The following is a 21,738-nucleotide window of genomic DNA, read 5'->3' on the forward strand; positions in this document are numbered from 1 at the left end:
GCCTGTGGAGCGGTTTAGCACAAACATTTTTTTGATTACCGGTCGCGGATCAGGTCCGACGACATGGCGATGCGCTGGTTGCCGCGACCGCCAACCAAAAAAATCTCTGCCATATGTTCGAGTACAGTTGGCATATCAGCAGCGACCGGCCATAAAAGAAGGGGCACTCATGCTAATCCTGCAAAGAGACAAATCGTGTCCCGGCAGAATGTGCCCATACCTCTCGCTGGCCGGACACGTTTTCATCAGAACTATTCGCCGAAAATCTTCTGCGACAGAAACGCTTCCAGGCCTTCATCCAGCACACGGACGACACCACCATTCGGCGTGGCCCACAGTACGATCCGCTGCGCCTTGTCGTCGTATAGATAGTACTGACCGTCGCCAATCTCCAGCAGCGGCACCGCATTCGCCGGATAGCTGGCATCGCGGCTCAGGTCGTTGTACGCATTGAGCACATTGAGGTAGTGGTCTGCCGGGACGCCGAGGCCGTAGGTCTCGTAGGCGCCGAATACAATCACGCCGAAGTCCGAGAGGAAGGACTTGTATTCGCTCGATAAAGAAAATGGCAGCTTCTGCTCTAACGCCTGGATGCTTGCCGGGTCTGCCGGACGGGTATTGGCCTGATGGCGTTCAACCAGTTGTTTGACATTTTGCATAATGAACTCAAAGTTAGCTTTGTGACTCGATCTGTGCGGCCCTGGCCTTCCAGTACTCTTCCCGCTCCTTGCCGAAATCCTCCCGATTGATTTCCGACTCCTTCAGCTTGTTGTGCAGAACGTTATCGTTGCCTTTCCCGCGGTGTTCCGCGCAGGTAAGTTCGGCAAGGGGCGAGTCCTGCTTCTGGCCGATATGGTGCAATTCAATCGGCCGGCCATTGGCATCGAGCGGCGCGCGGCCAGCCTTCATCCGTTCAAGGTTGGTCTTGCCGAAGAGGTCCACCTTATCGTAGTCGATGTCCGTACGAATCAATGCATCCTTGTCATTGACTTTCGTTGCCTCGAGATTGGCATTGTCGTAGATCTGGCCTTCGGCCTCACTGCCAATCGCGTCCAGGACGCTCTCCGGAAAGCCATCCCCCTTCAGTTTCTCACGAGTTTCGCCGCTCAGCGACGGGAGCTCAAGACGGTTTTCCTGGGTCAGGAAAAGAGGTTTGTCGAGCTCGACGACATCCAGGCACAAGTCGGGCATCTCGCGAGCCAGCTCCACCAACTTGTTGGAGGCGTCGGTCTGCTCAAGCGCGAAGGTTTCTAAATTCACAGGACACTCCCTTTTTCAACACTAGCTCGCCAACCGGCATAGATCTCAAGATGGCTTCCTTTCTGCATGCTGTAATCCTTCATCAGACACTGCTGGGCGGCAAACGCCAGCTCACCTGTCAGACCGTCGGCGAGCGGGGACAGCAACGCGCCCAGCAGGTCACGTAGTACGTTGAAGCCACCTAGTACGTTGACGTGAGGCGCTGCCTGAATGGCCTGTTGGACGCCAGATCGGCAACCCAGAACATCCACGATCAGCGCCGCGGTGAATCCAAAGCGCTCCGGTTTCCACAGCGTAAGCGGCTGCTCACGCTTCGACTCATTGAGGGCCTGATAGAGGGGTATCTTGCTTCGCGTAAGCAAAGGCAAGCTGCGCATGCCCGCTTCGATCAGGTTCAGATCGGCAGCGTCAGCGCTACGAATACGCGTCGCCAGTAGCAGCTTGAGCACCTGTTCGTTGAACGCGCTTCGGCTTGAAGTCGCTTTGTCCGCCGGGTGGTAGGCGTAAGGCGTCTCACGGCCCGCGAATTTTTTGACCTGACAAAGCACCGGCTCCAGCCAGTCGTTCTGGTAGACGATGGCGACGCCTTTCGGCAGTCTCGCGATCTCTTCAAGCTGGTCATCGCGCAGCGCAACTGATTTGCCGATCAGGCGCCGGTCCATTTCATCCGGCAGGCGCATGATGATTTTCGTATTGGTGTTGCGGATCGCGGCAATATCCACTGCGTGCGGCGATTGATCCGCAATGATGAAACCTTCACCATACGTCCGCATCTCGGCAATCGCGTTGGTCAGCATCTCAACGGATTTGCCGATCACGCTCGACCCTTCGGTACTCCCCTCGCCTGCGCTACGCTTGAGTATGTTGTGCGCTTCCTCGAGAACGGTGACATGGCGGAGCTGCTGGTTCATGCCGCCGTTAGCCATCCGGTATTCGCTCAGGCGCATCACCAGAATGCCCATGATCAGGGCCTTGGTTTCCGATGAACCAACGCGGCTCAGGTCCACGATCACGTTGCTGTCGAACAAGGTGGCACTGTCGATCTCGTCGGCGACGAAGATCTGGCCGTTCAAGCCGTTGGTCAACGATTTGATCCGCGTCGACAGTGAGCCGATATAGTTACCCTTGAGTTCCTGCGAATAGGCAGATGCCGTGATCACGCTTTCAAGCGCAATGAGCAGATCGGCGAACGTCGGAAAGAGGCTATCGCTGTGGCGGTTTGCCGACGATTCGAGATCCCATCCGCACTCTTCGTATGCCTGCAGAATGGCGTCCTTGAGCACCGCCGGCATCGCTGCGTACATCGGCCAGCAGACATTGAAAATCTCCACCAACCGATCCACGTGCTCAAGCACATGAACGGCCACGGGGAACTTGAAAGGATTGATCCGCAGCAGTTCGCTGTGCGCCGGATGCGTGCCGAACACGCTGACGTCAGGGCGTTGGCCGAAAATGTGTTTGTACTCGCCCTTCGCCGGCTCGATTACCAGAAACGGCACGCCCGCGGCTTCGATCTGGCTGAGCATTTCATAGAGCGTGTTGCTTTTCCCGGCGCCAGTCGAGCCACTCACGAACACATGGCTCGAGAGCTGGTTCAGATTCAGCGAAATAGTTTGTGGCAGGTTTTCCCAGAGATGGCGAATGTTGCCGAGCGTGAGCGTTTTTCCCGCACCCGCTTCGGCGAACGTTCCGTCGAGTCGCTGCACCTTGCGTCCGAACGCCTGCGTTTCCAGCACTGCGACCGTGGAAGTCGACCGGCGAGGCAGGCTCAATTGAATCGCCAGTTCCTTACCCGACACAAGCGTGGCCGGCGTCAGGTAACTGATCGGCACCGTCTTTGAGAAATTGGGCCGTAGTTGTGGATGGCTCAACGCGGTCAGCCAATCGATGATTGATTTCTTGCGGCCTGATTGCCAGGTCGTGAGCGCAAAATTCTCGTGACTCGATTTGCTGCCGCGGATCAACCCGAGAAAAATGCTGGCAAGAGATTCGGAAGACGCGGTGCTGTCGCCGATAAAATACGCTGCGGAATTCCAGCCACCATATGTCTTGGCCTCGTCGATACGTTCGAGGTGGTGGTCGATCTTCGACAACAGGCGCTCGATTGTCTTGTCGGTCGCCTCGATCGACATTTGCCGGCTCGAACCGTTGGTCTTATTGAGCGAGCGGGTGTCTGTCGTACTCGTCGTCCTGGTGTCCGAAGTCGTTCTGGAGGCCGCTTCGCTCCACGACGTGCCGTGGCTTTCGCTACGGCCATTCGACGTGGATTGGCTCGTGCCGGTGGTCTGCTGCTCATTGAATGCGGTAGTAACCGCCGTCGCAACTAAACCACCCGCGACCATCACCAACGGTGCGAACGGCCCCGAAGCGATCGCGGCCGCGCCAATCACCAGGCTCGCCGCGGAGCCGCCGATCGACGCGGCCTTGGCTGCCGCAGTTTGCGAACTCAGTGAACTCGACGTGCCGGTAGTCTCCGTTGTACTCGTGCCGATCGTTTCGGAGGTGCCTTTGGTTTCCGTCAGGCCAAGGCTTTGCCCCAGGGACTGACTCAACCCCTCGCTGATACTCTGACCGACACTGTCGCTTTCCTGCTCACCAAACGACACCTGCTGCTTCAACAGTGGCGAAAGCTGGGTCGCTACCTGCTCGTACCCGGTGCGGATCAGGTCGAGATTCTGCGAGGAAACCGGCTCGGCCAGAATGATCGCTTGATAGACGCGACTTTCGGCGGCATCGATAAAGCGTTCGAGCCCTTGCATGAAGTGTTCGCGATTTTCCGTCGACAGTGCCGGCACGCCCGTGACAGCGGTGATGCTCGCAGCCGTATTGTCCTTTTCGGCCGCTACGCTCTCGAGTAACGCGTTGACCTCCTGGACATTGAGCGGGAGTAGCGAACTACCCGAAAAATGACCTTTGAAGGTCTCACGCAAGAGTTCGCCGGCGTTTTGCCCAAGCATTCTTCCTGGCTCACCTCGCGCGCCGATGAACACCTCCGTTTCGACACCATCCGAGCGCAGAAACAGAAACACCGAATAGCCCGCAGCGCCCAATGCCGTGTAGGCCGCGGTGGTACTTTCGAGCACCGACTGCTTGTTGCCCTGGACGATCCGCTCGATGCGGAAGATCCGCACGTCGCTGGCGCGGTTGAGTGGGACGCCCTTTTCGGCGAAGGCATGAACGGAATAATGCTCCAGCTCCGCCAGATAGCTGCGGTTGATCAGGGACCGCCCGGCTTCGAGCGTGGCCGCGGTGTCCTGATTGATTGAGGGAATCTCGATCTCAGGTTGGCGTACGGATGTCAGAGTCATTGAGCTTATTTCACCAGCGAGAGATAGATCACCACCGCCGCGAGCGCGCCGCCGAATAGAAGGGCAATTTTGAAGATTGGATTGAGTTCCGGGCGCGCCGTATTTGATTCGGGGCTCGGCGTGGATGGTGGCTGATTCGCCGTGGGCAAGACCGCGCGCGGGCGTGGGGCTGGTTGGGGGCTCGGTGTGCTCGGTGTAGCGATGGGAGCGAAGCCTTCCACGCCGAGTTGACGCAGGTGCTCCCGGACCTCCACGAGGTGGAGGAAACGCTTCTCTGAGAAGTTGGTCTTCAGATAGACGGTCTGGTTGTCGTAGTAGGCCGGTAGCCACTGACTCTGGTCCGGGTCGATCGCGCGTGCGAAGGCTTTCTCCGCATAGGGCTCAAATAGGTTTGGTGCTTGTCCTTTCGTCCAAGCCGACGCGTTCTGAAGATCCTGTCTGCTAAGCCGGTTATTGTTGAGTTCGAGTCGCAACGCTGTTTGAACGGTCAACAAATCTCCTTCATCGACGAACTTCTTCAGATTGCTAGAGGGCTGATAGGACGAAGGCGTGTCTTCAAAGCGCGTTGCTTGAGGGCCCTCGCTCACACCAGAGGCCGCACTGCTAACAGACGGCGGAACGAAGCCTTTATAGCCTTCCTGCCGAAAATACTCGCGAACCGCGATCAGGTGTTCGAGACGCTCTTTGGAGAAATTTTGTTTCGCGCAACGCTTCTGCCGGCTGTAGTAACCGACGTCCCATTTGAACTGCACGGGGTCGATTTCTGCGAGCATCTCGTCCGCGGCATAGGAATCCAGCAGCTTGGGCGTAGCGTTTTCCGCCTGCGCTAGAAACTGCCTCAAGAATTCACCACTGACTTGCGTTTCGTCGAGCGCCAAGAGGAATTCCTGGCGGGCCTTTGCGATAGTTGTGTCTATTGTGCTCATGAGTTCCCCGAGTTCAAACGGCCAAAGTCTGATCAAGTTTTGACTTGAAACTCCGGATCCAGTCATGTAGGACCCTAGCCTCTTCGAGAGCAAGCTCCCGCTCCTTGCGCTCAGCTATCTTCCCTCTCAGCGAGTCCAACAACTCATTGAACTTTGGTTCGAACTCGTTGTTCATATACTCGACGAAGCGATTGGTCAGTTTATTTTTTCCGCTGTCGATTTCGGTGCGCGCAGCCCGTATCAGGCCCGTGAAGGCCGTCTCAACCTGGGTCAAGCGCTCCTTCCAGAACTCACCGAGATCAACGTATTCCTCGTCGCCGTATACGTTCACGGTCTTCTTTCTTGTCCAGGAAAACGGGTTGTACCAGCGACTGTCGCGCTCCTCTCGCTGCCACTTGACCACGCGCCGCTCTTTAATATCGTCGCGCTGAAGCGTGAGATTCAGCGAAATGTCACCCATTTTTTTCCTGATGCCTTCGAGAACCGGTAAATTCAAGTCCTGGGTCCCCGCGAACAGTGCCTGTATATATCGCTCGTAATTCCTCTGAAGTTCTTCGCCGATGAGATGCTGGCTGGATACAAACAGCGCCTCATATTCGTTGATGAGCTTCTTGTACTCGAATCTCAGCGTCTCTTCAGCCTTTTCGACCATCGCTTCTGCTTCTGTAACCAAAGCCGTACGCTGGAAATCGCGTTCCATCGCGCGGATCATTCCGGCAACGTTGCCCTCGATTTCAACAAGGCCAGCCTCCACAGCGGGGGGTAGCTCCATGCCCTCCGCCTGAACCTTCTCTCTGTAGGCATCCGTTTCAAACCCCTTTTCCTGGCGCGCCTTCAACACGGCGATCTCCCCCTCGACCCGGCGAAGCGTCGCTTCATCCTGATCCAGTTGCTCGATCAACCCGGTTTCGTTGAGCCCCACTTCAATCGCTTTGGTCAGCGCATCGTAAGCACGCTTAACGCGATGCGGAAAGTTGTACTTGTCGATGTACTCATCGATCATCGCTTCCACAGCCGGCAAACCACTGCCCAGCAGCAGGCTGGAGAGATTCTTCTCTTCCAGATTGCGTCTCACCCGCGACGTAATCGGCATGTACTGCAACATGTCCATGCGCGGCTCTTCGCTGAACAGATCCGCCATGCTCTTGTAGTCGTTACGTTCTTTACGCGTATGGCCATCGCTGGGCTTGCGAATCAGTCTCGCCAGGTTTGCCGAAATCGGGTAGATCGTCGGGTTCTGAATCCCGTTGCTACCGAGATACTGCCTGACACGCGTCAGGACCGATGCCGGGTCTTCACCGTTCTCAGGATCGAACACATCCATCTTGTTGATCACGAAGATAAAGCGATCCTTGCTCTGCTTGCCGCCTTTGCGCATCGTCTCAGCCACCAGACCGAGCAGATGCTTGTCGTCATTGGTGCCGAGCTGGCTGGCATTGAGCACGTACAGAATCAACGGATTGCGCCGCGAATCCTGCACAAAGCCCATCGTGGTGCGTTGGTGCTCTTCGTCCTGGCTGTTGTTCGGGCCGGGTGTATCGGTCAACACAAGCCGCACGTATGTGCGCTCTTCGATGCCTTCGATATTGCCTTCAATATCGATGAGCTTGGTATCCGCGGAGGTATTCCAGTCTTTGATCGTTTCCGCCGTGACGTTCTCGGAACTCGCCAGCACCTGCCCTTGTGCGCCCAGGCGTTGGGCCGTGAAGCGCTGCTTCATCGAATCGTTGTCGGTGATTCGTGCGATCGTCGCCGTGGTCGCCTCATTGGCAGCGGGGAGCAGATCGCGGCCGAGCATCGCGTTGATCAGCGTCGATTTCCCCGACGACATGGTGGCGACGACGTAGACGTCGAAATCCTTATTGAATGCTTCATCAAACGATCGCTTCGCCTCTTCGTTCTCGGAGATGAAAAGGTTGAACTCCGGGTGTTCGGTGGCTTCGTCCATCAGACGGCGGATTCTTTCAAGACGAACCTCGCTGGAGTCGATTTCATTCCAGCTCACAGTCACCTGCATGCCACCCGCATTGGCCACGTCAGCCGCTGCAACCACATCCAGAAAGTCCGATTCCACACCTGTGAAGGTGACGTCGAAATGCTTGTCGCCGTTGAACAGAACACTCAATTCGTCGAACAGTTTCTCTACCCACACCTGAAGGCGCATTTCCTTGTAGCTCGCCAGCTTGCAACCTTCCGCAGGAGGTTGGCCATTGGCAAGAAACTGGGTATCGACGATGAACGGATTGTGGATGATTTCGATCTTATTCATTTTTATTCGGCCAAACGGCGTTGAAGTTGAATGAGCAGCTCTACCGTCCTGAGCCCGCTGTAGGTGATCAGTTGCTTCAGTTCGTTCTCTTCTGCGAGTGCCTCGTTGGATGCAATCGCGTCACTGCGTTGCTCCAGTTCGTCCAGTTCTTTTAACAGCCGTTTTTTTACGGCAGCGGGCGCGGTCGTGACATGGATCAGCGCGCGCTTCCGGTCGCTGAATTCATCCAGTGTTTGGTGCAGCTTCGAGCGCTGAGGACGCGTCATGCTCAATCGATTCAACGCTTTCCTCGCGTAGAGTGCAGCGTCGGCGATAGTGGGAATGACAATGGGATCGTGGAAACCGGCGTCGCTCAGATACTGGTGGACGCGCTCGACGTGTTCGCCGATATCTTCGCCCTTCTCCGGATCGAGCAAATCGATCTTATTCAAAACGAAGTAGATCTCGTGCGCGGGATCGTCTGCCAATCCGTTACGCAACATCTCGAGGCACGCGCGATCATCGACGGTGCCCAATTGACCGGCGTTCAGCACATAACACAGCGCCTTGAACGGGATGTTCTGCACGGCCTCCCGCATCAATTGGCCATGCCGTTCGTTCTGACTGTTATTCGGTCCCGGCGTGTCATAAATGATGAGCCCGGAAGCCGGACGCGGCGCAACATTAAAGCTGCCCTTGAGCTCGATACGCTTGACACGGCCATCCGAATTCCAGTCGCGAAGCAGTTCGGCGGAAGCATCGCGTTGCGTGGCCAATACGGCACCCGAGTCGAGATAGCAGGCCCCTCTGAAAGACTTGACCCCTTTCCTGTGCTCAACCCGCGTCAGACACGCGGTCGTAGCTTCATTGGCGACGTGCAATAGCTCATCGCCAATCAAAGCGTTGATGAACGAGGACTTGCCAGCACTCATTGGCGCGGCGACTAACACCTCGAACAGATCCTTCGTAGCGGACGCGGCCTTTCTTTTCCCCGGCGTACGCGCTCTCTCCTGCGCGGGTCTTTTCATATTCTCACCGTCACCATCAACATCACTAGCACCAGCCCGACAATGCGCTAAAGCACAATCGGCTGGACTAGGGACGGCTCCCGGTGGGAAAGGGCCACTCTGCTGCGGGGCTCAGCGCTGTTTTAACTGCCACCGGATTTCGCACACTTTCTTGTGCGACCGCGATTTCTTCTTCCTCGTCGGAAGAGGCTTCTTCGCCAAACACCTGCTCGACGGTAAGCCCGTATTCAATCACGCGCGCACGGACCTCATCGAGCACAGCCTGCAATTCCGCGAGTCGCGCTTCTTCAGCTTGCGCAGCGAGAGATTCGGCTTGCGCTTTGAGTTCAAGGTAGTTTGCCATTTTGTGCCGCCTTTATAGGAGATTAAAAATGCCACTCACGCCGCAATATCGACTGCTTCTGAAAATTCTTTAATCTGTCGCGGAGAATAACGACGAGACGGGACATTTCGAGTCCCGCTCGAATTTAAAATCGGATTGGCCGGCGCGTCGGGATTGAATTACTGCCGGTAGATCTCCGCCAGCGCGCGTGCTTCCTGCGCAAACTCCGCGCGCAAACTCTGCGGCCCGATCACTTCCACGTACGGCCCAAACGAACGCAACCACCAGCGCAGGCGTTGGCTCAGCACCGTGGTACCCTGCACTTCGAATCCATCGTCAGTCTGCCGGGCCTTCTGATCCGTAGCGAACGGCGTCTCCAGAAGGTGATTGCCGGCGCCATTCAGGAACCGCAAGGTGAGCGTGACTTCGCCTTCGACCATGAAGTCGAACTGCCGCTGCTGCTTCACATAGTCGTCAAGCTTGAAGGTGCGCGGATACGAAAATGACTCCAGCATCATCTTCGCGCTGTCCAGACGGTCCAGCCGGTACATCGTCGGATTCGGACGGCCTTCCGTGCCGCCGATCAGGTAGACAAGGCCGCCTACCTCGACGAGGCCGAGCGGCAAGATGACCTTGCACTTGTCATTGGTCACATTGGAGCGCGGGCGGTAGACGATTTCGAGCTTGCGTTCGTGAAAGAGTGCCTGGGAAACGATGGCGAAGATCTCGGCATCGATCTGCGGGTAGCGCAGCGCGAACCCGCTGTTCTCCACCGCGACTTTGTCCGCCCATCGTCTGTAACGGCGCTCGTCCTCCGTCACCGCCGCTTCGAGACGCTTGTCCGCGACCTCGAACAGGTCGGCCAGCGCTTCGGCGACGAGGGTCGGGATCTGCCGCGACGTGAAGCTACGTAGCATATGCAGGGCCAGCGCCTCCTCTCGCGTCATGATCGCGCCGGATTTCCCCGCCATGCCGCCCGCGCCGGCGCCTTTGCGCCAGTACCAGGCCGCGCCGCGTTTCTCCATGTCGACGATGCCCTCGAGCTGCAGCCTCTCCAGACGCCGTTGCACCGTTTTGATAACGGGCGCGTCAGACTCGATGATCTCCAGCCTTTTGTGGACCGCTGGCGTGCTGAGATACTGATTGCTCGACCCGGCATTGGGCAATACGCTAATGATCTTGCTATCAAGAATATCCATGCGGGAGAACGTTCGATGAGTTGTAGGCTGCATGACATCCTGGTTAACGGCGACGCGCGGCGAATCTTAAGCGGATGCACCAAAGATTGGATTTCTTATTTGGCGTCAATGGTTTGCGTGCCGTTCAGATTGCCGGCGAGGCATCGCACGTCATAGCCGATCATGAATAGCGACGCTTCAAATGCATGGAGGCGCGAGTGTGGTTGTGCGCTCAACAATTGCGGAGCCTGTCTGAGCAGGTCTTCCGCGATCCAGCCAAGCCGTAGCTTGGCCGATGCCCAACGGGCCGGCATGTCGGGCTGGGTGTAGTGCATCAAGGCACCTTTGGAAATCAGCGGCCCGGTATGCAGGCCGATCAATTTACGGCGCGCGGAGGCGTCCATGGTCGGGAACAGAAGCCGAGCCGGAACCTGCCGCCATGCACGCCGAGTTTTGATGCGGAATAGTTCGACGAGAGAGGCCATTGCGGCCGCCACGCGCGAGTCGTAAATCGGCAGCCCATCATCCGATGCCAATGCATAGACCTTGGTCAGCATCGAGTTGACGTCTTCGATCGCACCAAGTTGGTCGAGACGCCCGCTGCTCAGGCGAAACGCCTCACGCGCTGCCTTGAGATAGGTGACGAGTTGTCCGCTCGCGCGTTTTGCCTCAAGGAATGGCCGCGCACCGACGCTGATATTCCGCTCGCCGCCCCACTCAAGGATCGCGTGGCACGCTCGCATCGCGGCCTCGTCCGACTCGCTTGCCAGCGCCGCCCTCAATGTCTCTGCGAGACGCTTGAGGCTGCGCGCCGTGCTATCCCAGCACAGCGATTTCACTGACGATCCCCTATCATCGGTCCAGTCAGCGCGCCAGACATAGGTGTCGATGACGCCGTCAAAGCCGTGCACGGTCTTGACAACGCCCTGGGGCACGCGCGCCGAACTGCCGATGTCCAACTCGATCGGCACGCGGCCTGCAAAGCCGGCGAGCCACGTGACGAATTCAGCGACCTCGGCGTCGTCTAGAAATTGTTTCTGGTTCATCTGGTTGGTGCCTCTCTGATCAAATACGTCGCATGGCGAGCGGATCTTGCGGTCCTTACATTGCGCCGCGACAGCCTTATATCGGCGTCAGAGGTGACTTCTTTAGGCAGAGCCTCGAAACACAGCATGTCCCGATGCGTTGTGCGATCGGCTAGCGGCTGATCCTTATCGCTATGCGCCTAGTGCCGCGTCTATCAGCGTCAATACGTCTAGCGCGCGCCCTTCCAAACCGATCCCGATTGCAGGATCGATCAGCGGCTCGCGGGCATTGATGCGAATGACGCGAGGGCCGTGCCGCTCGCTGAAGCGCCGAACCGTAGGCAGTGCCGTGCCCGCGCCCACCTCCAGAACAACGAGGCGCTTGACCGACGCAAGCCACCGGGCACGGCGCGCCGCCTGCGCGTCAGCACGGGACGACAGCCACGCCGAGTCCCAAAACATCAGGATATTCGGCCTCGACACCGCGCCGCAGTGTTTGCACCGCGGCAACGGACCGGTGTGGCGGCATGCGCGCTCGTCTACCTGCGGCACGAAGTCCGCCGCCGAATCAATACGCGACGAACAAGGTTCGGTGCACTGCAAGTAATGAATCGAGCCGTGATGCTCCTCGGTCCGGCCCTCTGCGAAAGCCGCCCGTTGGAAGTGTCCGTCCACGTTGCTCGTGAAGACAAACGCACCGCGCTCCGCGCGCTCGCCCCAACGTTTAAGAATCGCAAAGCCTGGATGCGGTTCGGTCTCGCGATAAAGTTGCAGGCGGTGTCCGTAGAAGCCCCACGCGAGCTCCGGCTCGTCTTCGAAGGCGCGTGGGTTCGCAATGGACTGAAAATCCCGCTTTGCCTCGGCAAGCGCCGGGTAAGCACGCCACAATCCCGCATTGCCGCGAAAATCCGGCAAGCCCGAGTCGACGCCCATCCCCGCACCCGCCGTGACGAGCAGACCATCTGCGTCGCGTAGCCACGCGACGGCTTGCTGCACGCGCACGTCCTGCATTGAGGTTCCCTCCAAGTCTTTGAATGACGAATACCGTCCCATCCGGTATTCGCGCCCAGGTTCCGCTCAACGCGACACCAGTGCCATTGGCCGTCATGCTAGCGCGCCATTGGGACAATCAATGTCTCGATACGACGGCGTGCCGCCAAAAAATGCATGGGACAGCCGTTGTCCGAAAGCGCCGCTATCTTCTCGCCGTGCCGACGTCGAACCACGCCGGTGTTCAAGATAACTCCGCTTTGAAAGGACACGAAACTGCTCGATACAAACACAGTGAAGCACATTGGCATTGCCTTGTTCAACGGCTTTGCGCTCCCCGAGGCGGCGTCTATCGTCGAAGCATTTCATTCGGCGAATACCCTTGCTGACAGCGTGCCACACAGTGTCACACGCTATGACGTACGGCTGTTATCAACGACCGGCGGCCGCATCGCCAGTTCGTCGCTCGTGTTTGTCTGGACTGACAGTGTGGAGGCGCTCCGCCATGCAGACAACTTCGATGCGCTGTTCATTGCAGGCGGCGAAGGGGTACATAACGCGACTGGCGATGAGCGGTTGCTGACGTGGCTGCGCCGCGCGTATTGCCGCAGCGAATTGGTGCTCCCTATCGCGGAGGGGCGGTTCCTGCTCGAAGCAGCCGGGTTTGCCCATCCATCCAATAGCGGACGCGACGACGGGTCCATGCCATACGGCAGCCGTCGCCCAGGCCTCGAGCCGCAAGCGTCACTTGACGTATCGAACCCACTGCAGACCGCGTTGAGTGTCATCCAGGATGATCTCGGCGCGGAGATCGCGCGTAAAACCGCCGAGTGCGTCGCGCCGCCCGCAACGACGCACTTCACATCGACCCTGCGTAGAACGGCCTCGCCATCCGTCAGCGAACGAATCCGGGACTCCGCGCACTGGCTCGAGGCAAACAGCGGCCGGCCGGTTGCCATTGACGAAGCAGCGCAACTCTCGGCCATGAGCGAGCGTAATTTCCTGCGACGCTTCAAGGCGGAAATGGGCGTGACGCCGTCGGATTATCTGGCGTATGTCCGGCTTGATAGGAGTTGCCGACTCCTTATCGAGACGACGCTTCCGGTCGACAAGATTGCCCGTCGTTGCGGCGTAGGCAGCGGTGGGCAACTAGCGAAGCTTTTTCGCAAGCACCTGGCGGTAACCCCCACCGAATACCGTGCGAGCAAACGTCCATCAGGCGCTTGGTGACAGCGCGTCCCTCAGAAGCGATCGATCAGGTTCAAAACGCGACGGCGATCGACCGCTTTTTGCAGGCATGCAAGACATTGCGGATCTATCGGACACGATTTGACTCCATGGGCCGCCACACTATCAATCTACTGAACAGCAAGGAGAGCGACAGTATGCGAAATCTCAATTCAAACGCACTTGAAATCGCGGCACGTCGCGGCAGTCAGCCGGTGCGCGCCGACGGCGCCGCGTTGCGCATCGGCCTGCGGTTGTGGGGTTTTGTCGAATCCGAGGTCAATACGTGGATTCCGAATCTGCCGACACTCGACGGATTGCTCTCCTGGGAGATCGCCCGGCAGCGGGACGGCGACGGTGCCGGCATGATCATCCACCTGGTCAAGTCCTCGTCGAACGCGTTGGGATCATTCTGCTGGAACTGCGTGGGCGCCAACGAAGCTATTCGAGCGTCGGCAAATGCAGCACGCGTCGAAGCCGCGTTGTTTTCCGGCGATGAGCGCCGCTTGCCCGCCGTCCGATCCGGACTCTGGGCGATGGCAGGCACTCGTCCGGTAGAAACCGCACTCCATACCCTAGCCCATGCAGTCATCGTTCCGCGACTCATGCATGAACGCGCGCGCCAGAAAGTCGGTGCGGTTCGCGTGGCGCCGCGGCGCGTCGTTCTAACGGCCGCGGCGACGTGACTGTCATGCTTGCATAGCCCGGTCTTTATAGACTTGGTTTTCGGTTTGATAAGCATCGAGCAGACACAGACAGTTAGTTGCATTATTCAGACTTTGCTTTGAACCATAAGAGTGAGCCGTTAGCCCGAACCTGACGCACTAGCTGTTACCTTCGCGAGCGAGTCGAGCGATAACTCGTTCGTCGACACGTTCACTTCGCCTTCCAGATGGAAACATGCCTCAACCACCGCGTTCGCCGGAGACGACCGAATGCGGTCCTCCTCGGACTTTGGATGGGCATTGAATCAGTAGCGTACTGCAGGACAGCCGTGCACCGGCTGTCTCGAGGTCGGGAATGCGTTCCACCACTGGTGCCCGCGCCGAATCTGGACGGGCCAGTCTCTCGGTGTTGAAATGCTATGCGCAGACAAGCCGGTGACCGCGCGCGGCGACAGCCAGGTGCCGAGGTCTTTACTGATCTGCCGAGTCGGCATGCGCATACCGGAAGAGTTCGATCGCCTCTACGGTCGTCTTCGCCTCCCGCAAACGCTCACCGTCAGGGAGCCCAAGAATGGCGGCGAGATCCGGCTGCCCAACCTGCCGCGCAACCTTCGCCAGCCGTCGGCGAATTCCGCCGAGGACGCCGCGGACCGACTGCCCTGCCCCAATACGGTCCGACAGGTAGCGTTCCACGGCCTTGCGGACCGGCATGCCGGCGTACCAGGCGCGCAGCATCGCCAGTTCATCGGCGTCGGGGAAATCCACGGGGCGCGGTTCGGGTGAAGGGGTCGGGGTCAGGCGCGTTTTCATAGAGGCCAGTTTGGCACAGGAATCGCGCTATTTTGATAAGAATACTTAGTCGACCCTGAACAATTCATTTCCCGCGCGGCCGACGTCACACCATCACGTCGGCGGCGATGCAGCGGTTGACCAAAGCAGCGAGAATAAAGACGCAAAAAAGCCGCAGCTTCCTCAGGATCATGCGGAGGTTGTGGCCGGCGCCGCACAGCACCGCGTGCATCGCATCGCCCAGCGCACCCTTGAGCCAGTTCCTGTCGAGTTTTCCGTCAGCCTTCATGTGACCGATGGCTGGCTCGATGGCACTTCGCCGTCTGATCATCGCGCGCAGTCCGCGTGTGATGCCCCGCCGCAAGCCCGGGTGATAGATCTTCACGCCGTCGACCGCGACACCCTTGTAGCCACGGTCGACGATGGCGACTTCCGGCGTGGCGTCGCACAGGATTGCCGCCTGTTCCAGTGCCTCAGCCAACGTATGACCGTCGTACGGATTGCCCGGCATCGAGCGCATGCCAACCACCAGTCCTTCCTTGTGAGTCGTCGTGATCGACACTTTCACTCCGAATTCGTACGGCTTGCGGGCCTTTCCTTTGGCCAGACATTCGACTTCAGGCGCGTGGAGCGCATAAAGCTTGTTCTTGTCTTTCGGCTTCTGCGCCAGGATGCGCTTCGTGCGCGCAATCAGCTCCATCAATGCAGCGCGGCCTGGGTCGGCCACCTGGGCGACCTGCCGCTCCACGTCGCGCATCACCCGTCCAACGCGTGAACGCAGCGTGCGCAGTGCTTTCCTCATGCGTTTGTACTGCTTCGCGTGAGCGTAGCGGCCAATCTGCAGCGCCAGACGCGGCGCCTCGCGGTTGTAGTTCTGCCTCAGCTTCAAGCCGTGTCGCGCCGCAGCCTTCACCAGATGTTCGCGACACCGCTCGATCAATCGTGAATCGGTTGGATGGGCGACCGCCTTCTCCATCACCGTTGTGTCGACGATCACCCGCTTCACGCTCGCGGCCTTGATCACGCCGGCACGTTTCGCTGCTTCGATCGTCTCGGCCAGCAACTCTTCAACGCCGGCTTCGCCCAGTCGTTTGCGCCAGCGCGTCAGGCTCGACGGGTCGATCGATGGTTCGGTCTGCAAATAGGTCTCGCCGGTGAACACCTGCCAGTACGGGTTCTCCACCCATTGCCAGACGACCTCTTCGTCGGACAGATCGAACGCATGCTGCAAATACAGCAGCCCCGCAATCAGGCGCGGCGAACTCGCTGGTCGACCCTTGCGCGACACGAAGCTCTCGCTCATTGATGCGCCCAATCGTTCCCAGTTGATCAGGTCGGCCAAACCGACCAACGGATGCTTCAGGTTGATCTGTTCTCGCAGCGGTTGCCGGAAGAAATCTCCCTCCGGCACAGGCGTCTTTGGACCCATCTGCACCTCGTCGAAAAATGCAGGATTCTCGCGTTAATGTGCCAGGTTCCTGCAAATCTCACAACACCATTTCGGCCTCAAATCTCCGCCGCACGAGGCTCTCCGAATTGTTCAGGGTCGACTACTTATCTCAATAGATCTATCTTTACGCACCATTTGGGCAACTAGCGGTTTGAACAACTCGGTGGAAGCACTCTTCGCTGCCCTACGCGTGTCTGGTTAGACGCATTCAGCGAAATTCGGCATGCCGCTTTTCTCGAAAGGCCCTGACACCTTCTGCGGCGTCGGGCGTGCCTTTGCACACCGAGGCCGCGAATTCATGTGCAATCTCGGCCTGACCCGATTCGACCAGGCGCAATAGCCGCTTGCCAACTGAAAGAGATGCACTGGACCGGCACTGAAGGAGCGCGCAGATTTCGGATACGCGCACATCAAGCTGTTCGCGCGACAGTGCCTCGTTGATAATTCCCCATTCGGCGGCCCGTGCAGCCGTGATCGGCTCGCCGAGCAGTACGAGTTCTCGCGAGCGGCTGGCGCCGATCAAGTCCGAAAGCCGCTGGCATCCCATCCAGCCTGGAATCGCACCTACAGACGCCTCGGGAAAGCCAAGCATCGCGTCAGTAGACGCGTATCTGAAATCGCAGGACAGCGCGAGTTCCAAGCCCCCACCAAGCGCACTGCCAGAAAGCACCGAAATAGTCGGAACGTCGAGTTCCGCGATACGCCGAAACACGCGGTTTCCGGCCCGAATGAAACGGCTGCCCATACCTTCAGGGTCAACATCCCCCCACTCTCCGATATCGGCACCGCTGCAAAAAAAACGTGTACTTTCCGAGCGGATCACCGCCACGCGTACGTCTCTCGCGTTCTCGATCTGCGCGAGAGCAAGATCAATCTCGGCGAGCATTGCCAACGACAGGGCGTTGTGCCGCGCGACGCAGTCGAGCGTGATCGTGGCGACGCGATTGTCAATGTGGAAGTGGATGCTGGATCTCGACATTAGAATGGAAAGTTCTTTTGCGGTGTTTAGTCGAAGCTTGCGAAACCGGGCCGCTAGTAGTGAGTGACGGGCTTCCCCGTTAGCGCCCGGAAACACGAAAACCAAGCAACAATCCGGCTGGGAGTCTTATTCGCCTTCCTCGTGTACCAGCCGCAATGTTGCGTAATCGTGGCCAAGCAGCGCGCACAATGCCTCGACGATCAATCCGTGATCGTCGCGCTGCGGCAAACCAGACACTGTGATCGAACCTATAACACCAGCGCCCTGCACGGTCAGCGGAAAGCCGCCACCGTGTGTTGCGTAATCAGCGTTCGACAAACCAAATTTGTCGCCAAGCGTCGAGGCGGATTCGGCCAGACGCAGACCGACCGCATATGAGCTGCATCGGAACTGCGCGACGGTGTTACTTTTTCGCCGCACCCAGTCCGCATTGTCAGGAGTCGCCCCGGTAAGAGCACTGTAGAAGATGGACTGCCCGAAAGTACGCACGTCGATCGCAATCGGCAGTCCTCGAGCCTTTGCGAGTTCGTGCAGATGCGTCCCAACCTGCCAGCCAAAATCGGCGTCGAAACGAGGTGCAACAAGCAGTTTTTCCTGCTGTGCGATCTGCTGAAGGTCTCTGCCAATGTTCATATCGAAGTAAACGGAGCGCGTCCGCCGTCCAGTGGAAGTTAATGGAAAAACAGTCGAGCTAAGCGTGGGAATGACAACGCACAGCAATTCCAAAAGCGCGACAGCGCAGCGCTCGTCTGCGAACTTGAGGCGGGAGCCAGATAGCGTTTAGCCGACAAGCGGGACGAACTTCAGGATGTGCTCAGCCACGCAGACCACCTCGCCCGCCTGATTGACCACCTCCAGCTTCGACACCGAACGCCGCCTCTCCAGGTCTACTGCCTGCACGCGATACGTATAAGTCAGAACGTCGCCGATAAGCGCAGCCTTGAGGAAACGAACCCGGTCATAGCCAAGCGAGACGGGCGTTTCCCCCGCGTCGCGCAATCCCGATAGACGCTCAACCACCTCGGTCGAACAGTGCGACATCCATGCAACGAGCAGAGCACCGTGCGCAATGCGCGTTTTGTAGGGCGATCTGGACATGATCTCCATGCTCATATGAGCCGGAGAGAAGTCACCGCTTATCCGCGCAAAGTCGTCAATGGCGCCAGCCGTCACCTCTTTGGTCAAAACGACCACGTCACCCACTTCCAGATAGAAATCACTGCCCAAGCGATTGCCCCAAAGAAAAGTCGACGCGCGCCTTTGACGACCGGATCAGGAACATCGCGACCCACGCCACGAGATACGCCGAGCCGCAAACGATGAACAATATGTTGTATCCCGAGTTGATAGCGCCAAGCGCCTTGAAGTGATCGAGAAGCGCTCCAACGAACAATGGGAAAAGGGTTCCCCCGATTGCGCCCGCCATGCCACCGATGCCGACCACCGACCCGACCAGCACTTTGGGAAACATGTCAGACGCGGTCGTAAAGAGATTCGCCGACCATCCCTGATGCGCTGCGGCTGCAAGGCTAAGCAGCCCGACCATTGCCCACATGTTGTCGATCCATGGCGAAAAGGCGATGGGCACCACCAGAAACGCCAGTCCGAGCATGACACTCTGCCGGGCACGTTGAACGGTCCAACCTCGGGAGATCAATTGTGAAGACAGCCACCCTCCGGAGATACTTCCAATCGAGGTAGCCACATACACAACGACAAGTGGCAGCCCCAGATTTTTTAAATCAAGGTGATAGCGGGACGAGAAATAGGAAGGGAGCCAGAACAACATGAACCACCAGATCGGATCCGTGAGCAATTTCCCTACGATGAAGGCCCAAGTCGCATGCAGACGCAGCAAGGAGAACCAACTCACTGACTTGCCGGTATCTTCGTCCTCTCTGCGGTCGTCCTCGATATACTTCAATTCGGCCTGCGTGATTTTCGCGTGTTTCTGCGGCGCGTAGTACATGATGTACCAGAGGCCAAGCCAGATGAACCCGGTCAACCCGGTCACTAAAAACGCAGCCTGCCAACCATATGACGCGGCAAGCCAGGGAACAATGGCAGGCGCCGCCACTGCGCCGATACTGGTCCCGGACGTCAAGATTCCTACTGCCAAAGCCTGTTCTTTTCGGGGAAACCACTCCGATACCGACTTCACTGCCGATGGAAAATTTCCAGACTCGGCCAGCCCAAGAAGCGAGCGCATAAACGCAAATCCCAGCGTGTTGCGTACAAGAGCATGGCCACAGGCGGCGACACTCCAGATCAGTACACAGACCCCATAGCCGACCTTGACACCAAATCTGTCAATCAGTTTTCCGGACAGGATAAGTCCAAATGCATAGCACGCCGTGAAGACGACCACCATGTAGCTGTAGTCGGTTTCAGTCCAGTGAAAGCGAACGGCGAGATCTGGCTTGAGTAGCCCAAGAACCTGCCGATCGAGGTAGTTGATCGTTGTCGCGAAGAAAAGTAGCGCACAAATACGCCATCTGTAGTTGGACCTATCCACTCGTGATCTCCAAAAAATCGGTGCAAGACCCTGCGAAGACGGACTATTTACGTGCAGGGTCAAACGAAGTGATATGGCGTCGTATTACTCTTTCGTCTTGATGCTTTGCAATCTGCCGACATGCAATGGATTAACTGCCAACTCAGTAGCGGGTGTGAAGTTCACGCCAATCGAGAACCACAAACGGTTCATCAACGCTCCGCTCCAGCAGCGCACGGTAGACTTTTTCCGGCTCATCCGGTGTTTCGATCCGCACCATACCTTCCAACGGAATACGATCCTCTGCTAGCCACTTCATCGCTTTGCGAAAGCCGGCCATGATGCTCTGTGAACTGTTGTTGTAGCCCTCCCGAAGCTCCTCCCATTTAAAGCTCCGGGAGACTAGCGGGAAGGCCCATTCCCAGCCACTACGCAACTCCACAAAACCATTGAACACTGCGTTAAGCAATTCATGAGCGGACAGATCCGCCTGACGCCGCCAAGGGACCCCGACCAGTACGACCTCGCCGTTCTGCCGTACGATGCGACAGCCATCCAGAACCGCTTGCTCGTGCCCCGAACAATCGACCACCAGCGCGACTTGACCTGCCAGTTCCGGTCGCTCAAATGGAAACGCCGCAAAGACCGATCGCAGCCCCGAGTCCTGCGCCTGAGCGCGTCGTTTAGCATCGGGCTCAACGACCGTGACGTCGTAGCCGCCAATCCGGAAAATGTGCGCGGCCAGATAGCCGACCGGTCCCGCGCCGCAAATCACTACGGGGTCTCCAGGCCGCGCTTTGGTCGTCATTAACGTGGTCATCGATACGCCCACGAGGCGTGCGAGCAGTGCAGTCTCCGGCTTGATCTCGCTGGGTATCGCGACTGTATGGGCAACGTCGACGTGCTGGTAACTCCGGTGACTGCCCATGCAGAACAAGAGATCACCGATAGACGCGATGGAAACGTCCGCACCACGTTCCTGAACCTCAAACACAGCGGAATAACCCGGCCTGATCGGAAAATCCTCTCCGGTCGCCCATGCCAGTTCCGTCCCGGGGCTAACGAGCGTCGCGATCGTGCGCCCACGCACCTCATTGGGAAGCAGCGCCTCCGACGGCTCACAGGGCTGCAGGATGAATTGCTCCTTCCCCGGAAAGCAGATTTCCATTTCTTGCATATGATGTCTCCCAGCGCGGCAATCAGCACCGCTATGCAGGTCTTGCTACCGATTTTCCGAAGACGAACGGCGATGCTCGTCGAACGGGACATCAGGAGCGAAACCTGAACTTGTTCTATGCGGATTGCGGTGCCCAAAGGGTCGGGCCGCCAGCATCTTCATATCCGAGCGGGCCGCTTCGGCTTACCAGTTCGAGGAACTGCCCCCACGGAGCGCGCAGATACACCCACGTAAGACCTTTCATCGGTCCTGCATCGACGTAGGTTGGTCCCTCCAGCACGTCCACACCCTTCTCTCTCAAGTTATCGGCTGCAGCAACGGCATCGTCGACCTGAAAGGCAAGATGGAAACCACCCACTTCACTGTTGCGCCTGAGTGCTGATTGCTGCGTCTCGCCTGAGTATTCGAACAGCTCGAGATTCGCGCCATATCCACAGCGCAACACCTTGATGTTTTCGATGCGGCAATGTTCGGGCACACCGAGGCGCCGCGCCATGAACGCGTCATCCACCACGACCGGTCCCGTTTCCATAGCGGTGACCGCACCCAAAGCCGTTTGAAAGAAGTGCACTGCTTCGTCAAGGTTGGGGACCGTAAAGCCTACATGCTCCATGCCGTAAATTTTCATCATGTATTTCCGTTTGCTGGTACCCGTGACAAGGCCGATTGATT

20 protein-coding genes are annotated in these 21,738 nt (G+C 58.1%); 2 read left to right on the plus strand and 18 right to left on the minus strand.

Annotation, left to right across the window (positions count from 1 at the left end):
- Positions 1-251: 251 nt before the first annotated feature.
- The 10 genes from KHO31_RS31675 to KHO31_RS31720 all read right to left on the minus strand — a co-directional run bounded on the left by KHO31_RS31675 (position 252) and on the right by KHO31_RS31720 (position 12,306).
- The gene (locus KHO31_RS31675) at positions 252-659 is read right to left on the minus strand and encodes an SMI1/KNR4 family protein (RefSeq protein WP_201086682.1); all 408 of its coding nucleotides are present in this window, start codon (positions 657-659) and stop codon (positions 252-254) included.
- A 13-nt stretch (positions 660-672) separates the two neighbouring features.
- Positions 673-1,260, minus strand: coding sequence for an HNH/ENDO VII family nuclease (locus KHO31_RS31680; RefSeq protein WP_236071605.1), 588 nt, complete (start codon positions 1,258-1,260; stop codon positions 673-675).
- Positions 1,257-4,568, minus strand: a complete 3,312-nt coding sequence (locus tag KHO31_RS31685) for an ATP-binding protein (RefSeq protein WP_211625030.1) — start codon at positions 4,566-4,568, stop codon at positions 1,257-1,259. The genes KHO31_RS31680 and KHO31_RS31685 overlap by 4 nt, the downstream gene beginning before the upstream one ends.
- Positions 4,569-4,573: 5 nt before the next feature.
- Positions 4,574-5,494 (minus strand): hypothetical protein, encoded by a 921-nt coding sequence (locus KHO31_RS31690; RefSeq protein ID WP_201086680.1) that lies wholly within the window; start codon positions 5,492-5,494, stop codon positions 4,574-4,576.
- A 13-nt stretch (positions 5,495-5,507) separates the two neighbouring features.
- A complete protein-coding gene (locus KHO31_RS31695) occupies positions 5,508-7,763 on the minus strand; it encodes a dynamin family protein (protein ID WP_201086679.1) in 2,256 nt (751 codons plus the stop codon).
- Positions 7,764-7,765: 2 nt separating this feature from the next.
- Positions 7,766-8,770: a dynamin family protein gene (locus KHO31_RS31700; RefSeq protein ID WP_211625032.1), complete on the minus strand. Its 1,005-nt coding sequence runs from the start codon at positions 8,768-8,770 to the stop codon at positions 7,766-7,768.
- Between the two features lie 67 nt (positions 8,771-8,837).
- Positions 8,838-9,113 carry an H-NS family nucleoid-associated regulatory protein gene (locus tag KHO31_RS39775; protein ID WP_201086677.1) on the minus strand — a complete coding sequence of 92 codons (276 nt, stop codon included), beginning with the start codon at positions 9,111-9,113 and terminating at the stop codon, positions 8,838-8,840.
- Positions 9,114-9,271: 158 nt separating this feature from the next.
- Positions 9,272-10,291, minus strand: coding sequence for a helix-turn-helix transcriptional regulator (locus KHO31_RS31710; protein WP_211625034.1), 1,020 nt, complete (start codon positions 10,289-10,291; stop codon positions 9,272-9,274).
- A gap of 95 nt (positions 10,292-10,386) precedes the next feature.
- Positions 10,387-11,316, minus strand: coding sequence for a hypothetical protein (locus tag KHO31_RS31715; RefSeq protein WP_211625036.1), 930 nt, complete (start codon positions 11,314-11,316; stop codon positions 10,387-10,389).
- 171 nt (positions 11,317-11,487) lie between these two features.
- On the minus strand, positions 11,488-12,306 hold the full coding sequence (locus tag KHO31_RS31720) for an SIR2 family NAD-dependent protein deacylase (RefSeq protein ID WP_211625038.1): 819 nt from the start codon (positions 12,304-12,306) through the stop codon (positions 11,488-11,490).
- A 294-nt stretch (positions 12,307-12,600) separates the two neighbouring features.
- Between KHO31_RS31720 and KHO31_RS31725 the strand changes: the two genes are divergently transcribed.
- Together KHO31_RS31725 and KHO31_RS31730 are read left to right on the plus strand one after the other, a co-directional pair.
- Complete coding sequence (locus KHO31_RS31725) at positions 12,601-13,515, plus strand: GlxA family transcriptional regulator (protein WP_236071607.1); 915 nt, start codon at positions 12,601-12,603, stop codon at positions 13,513-13,515.
- Positions 13,516-13,670: 155 nt separating this feature from the next.
- Positions 13,671-14,198 (plus strand): hypothetical protein, encoded by a 528-nt coding sequence (locus KHO31_RS31730; protein ID WP_211625040.1) that lies wholly within the window; start codon positions 13,671-13,673, stop codon positions 14,196-14,198.
- Between the two features lie 450 nt (positions 14,199-14,648).
- Here the strand turns inward: KHO31_RS31730 and KHO31_RS31735 are convergent, their stop codons facing one another.
- The 8 genes from KHO31_RS31735 to KHO31_RS31770 form a co-directional block, all read right to left on the minus strand.
- A complete protein-coding gene (locus tag KHO31_RS31735; protein ID WP_201086672.1) occupies positions 14,649-14,942 on the minus strand; it encodes a hypothetical protein in 294 nt (97 codons plus the stop codon).
- 130 nt (positions 14,943-15,072) lie between these two features.
- Positions 15,073-16,395, minus strand: coding sequence for an IS5 family transposase (locus KHO31_RS31740; RefSeq protein WP_200574010.1), 1,323 nt, complete (start codon positions 16,393-16,395; stop codon positions 15,073-15,075).
- A gap of 229 nt (positions 16,396-16,624) precedes the next feature.
- Entirely contained in the window at positions 16,625-17,491 is an 867-nt protein-coding gene (locus KHO31_RS31745; RefSeq protein WP_236071616.1) for an enoyl-CoA hydratase/isomerase family protein, read from the minus strand.
- A 30-nt stretch (positions 17,492-17,521) separates the two neighbouring features.
- Complete coding sequence (locus KHO31_RS31750; RefSeq protein ID WP_211625178.1) at positions 17,522-18,028, minus strand: heme-degrading domain-containing protein; 507 nt, start codon at positions 18,026-18,028, stop codon at positions 17,522-17,524.
- Positions 18,029-18,175: 147 nt separating this feature from the next.
- A complete protein-coding gene (locus tag KHO31_RS31755) occupies positions 18,176-18,598 on the minus strand; it encodes a MaoC family dehydratase (protein WP_328822746.1) in 423 nt (140 codons plus the stop codon).
- Between the two features lie 13 nt (positions 18,599-18,611).
- A complete protein-coding gene (locus KHO31_RS31760) occupies positions 18,612-19,910 on the minus strand; it encodes an MFS transporter (RefSeq protein WP_211625044.1) in 1,299 nt (432 codons plus the stop codon).
- Positions 19,911-20,052: 142 nt separating this feature from the next.
- Positions 20,053-21,066: a zinc-binding dehydrogenase gene (locus KHO31_RS31765; protein WP_211625046.1), complete on the minus strand. Its 1,014-nt coding sequence runs from the start codon at positions 21,064-21,066 to the stop codon at positions 20,053-20,055.
- A gap of 115 nt (positions 21,067-21,181) precedes the next feature.
- Positions 21,182-21,697: a VOC family protein gene (locus KHO31_RS31770; protein ID WP_201086665.1), complete on the minus strand. Its 516-nt coding sequence runs from the start codon at positions 21,695-21,697 to the stop codon at positions 21,182-21,184.
- Positions 21,698-21,738: the final 41 nt, after the last annotated feature.

The organism is Paraburkholderia domus (assembly GCF_905220705.1).
Classification (GTDB): Bacteria; Pseudomonadota; Gammaproteobacteria; order Burkholderiales; family Burkholderiaceae; genus Paraburkholderia; species Paraburkholderia domus.

Coding starts and splice junctions, on each gene's coding strand:
- KHO31_RS31675 (WP_201086682.1), bottom strand. CDS start 659: ATGCAAAATGTCAAACAACTGGTTGAACGCCATCAGGCCAATACCCGT.
- KHO31_RS31685 (WP_211625030.1), bottom strand. CDS start 4,568: ATGACTCTGACATCCGTACGCCAACCTGAGATCGAGATTCCCTCAATC.
- KHO31_RS31690 (WP_201086680.1), bottom strand. CDS start 5,494: ATGAGCACAATAGACACAACTATCGCAAAGGCCCGCCAGGAATTCCTC.
- KHO31_RS31695 (WP_201086679.1), bottom strand. CDS start 7,763: ATGAATAAGATCGAAATCATCCACAATCCGTTCATCGTCGATACCCAG.
- KHO31_RS31700 (WP_211625032.1), bottom strand. CDS start 8,770: ATGAAAAGACCCGCGCAGGAGAGAGCGCGTACGCCGGGGAAAAGAAAG.
- KHO31_RS39775 (WP_201086677.1), bottom strand. CDS start 9,113: ATGGCAAACTACCTTGAACTCAAAGCGCAAGCCGAATCTCTCGCTGCG.
- KHO31_RS31710 (WP_211625034.1), bottom strand. CDS start 10,291: ATGGATATTCTTGATAGCAAGATCATTAGCGTATTGCCCAATGCCGGG.
- KHO31_RS31715 (WP_211625036.1), bottom strand. CDS start 11,316: ATGAACCAGAAACAATTTCTAGACGACGCCGAGGTCGCTGAATTCGTC.
- KHO31_RS31720 (WP_211625038.1), bottom strand. CDS start 12,306: ATGCAGGACGTGCGCGTGCAGCAAGCCGTCGCGTGGCTACGCGACGCA.
- KHO31_RS31730 (WP_211625040.1), top strand. CDS start 13,671: ATGCGAAATCTCAATTCAAACGCACTTGAAATCGCGGCACGTCGCGGC.
- KHO31_RS31740 (WP_200574010.1), bottom strand. CDS start 16,395: ATGGGTCCAAAGACGCCTGTGCCGGAGGGAGATTTCTTCCGGCAACCG.
- KHO31_RS31750 (WP_211625178.1), bottom strand. CDS start 18,028: ATGAACATTGGCAGAGACCTTCAGCAGATCGCACAGCAGGAAAAACTG.
- KHO31_RS31765 (WP_211625046.1), bottom strand. CDS start 21,066: ATGCAAGAAATGGAAATCTGCTTTCCGGGGAAGGAGCAATTCATCCTG.
- KHO31_RS31770 (WP_201086665.1), bottom strand. CDS start 21,697: ATGATGAAAATTTACGGCATGGAGCATGTAGGCTTTACGGTCCCCAAC.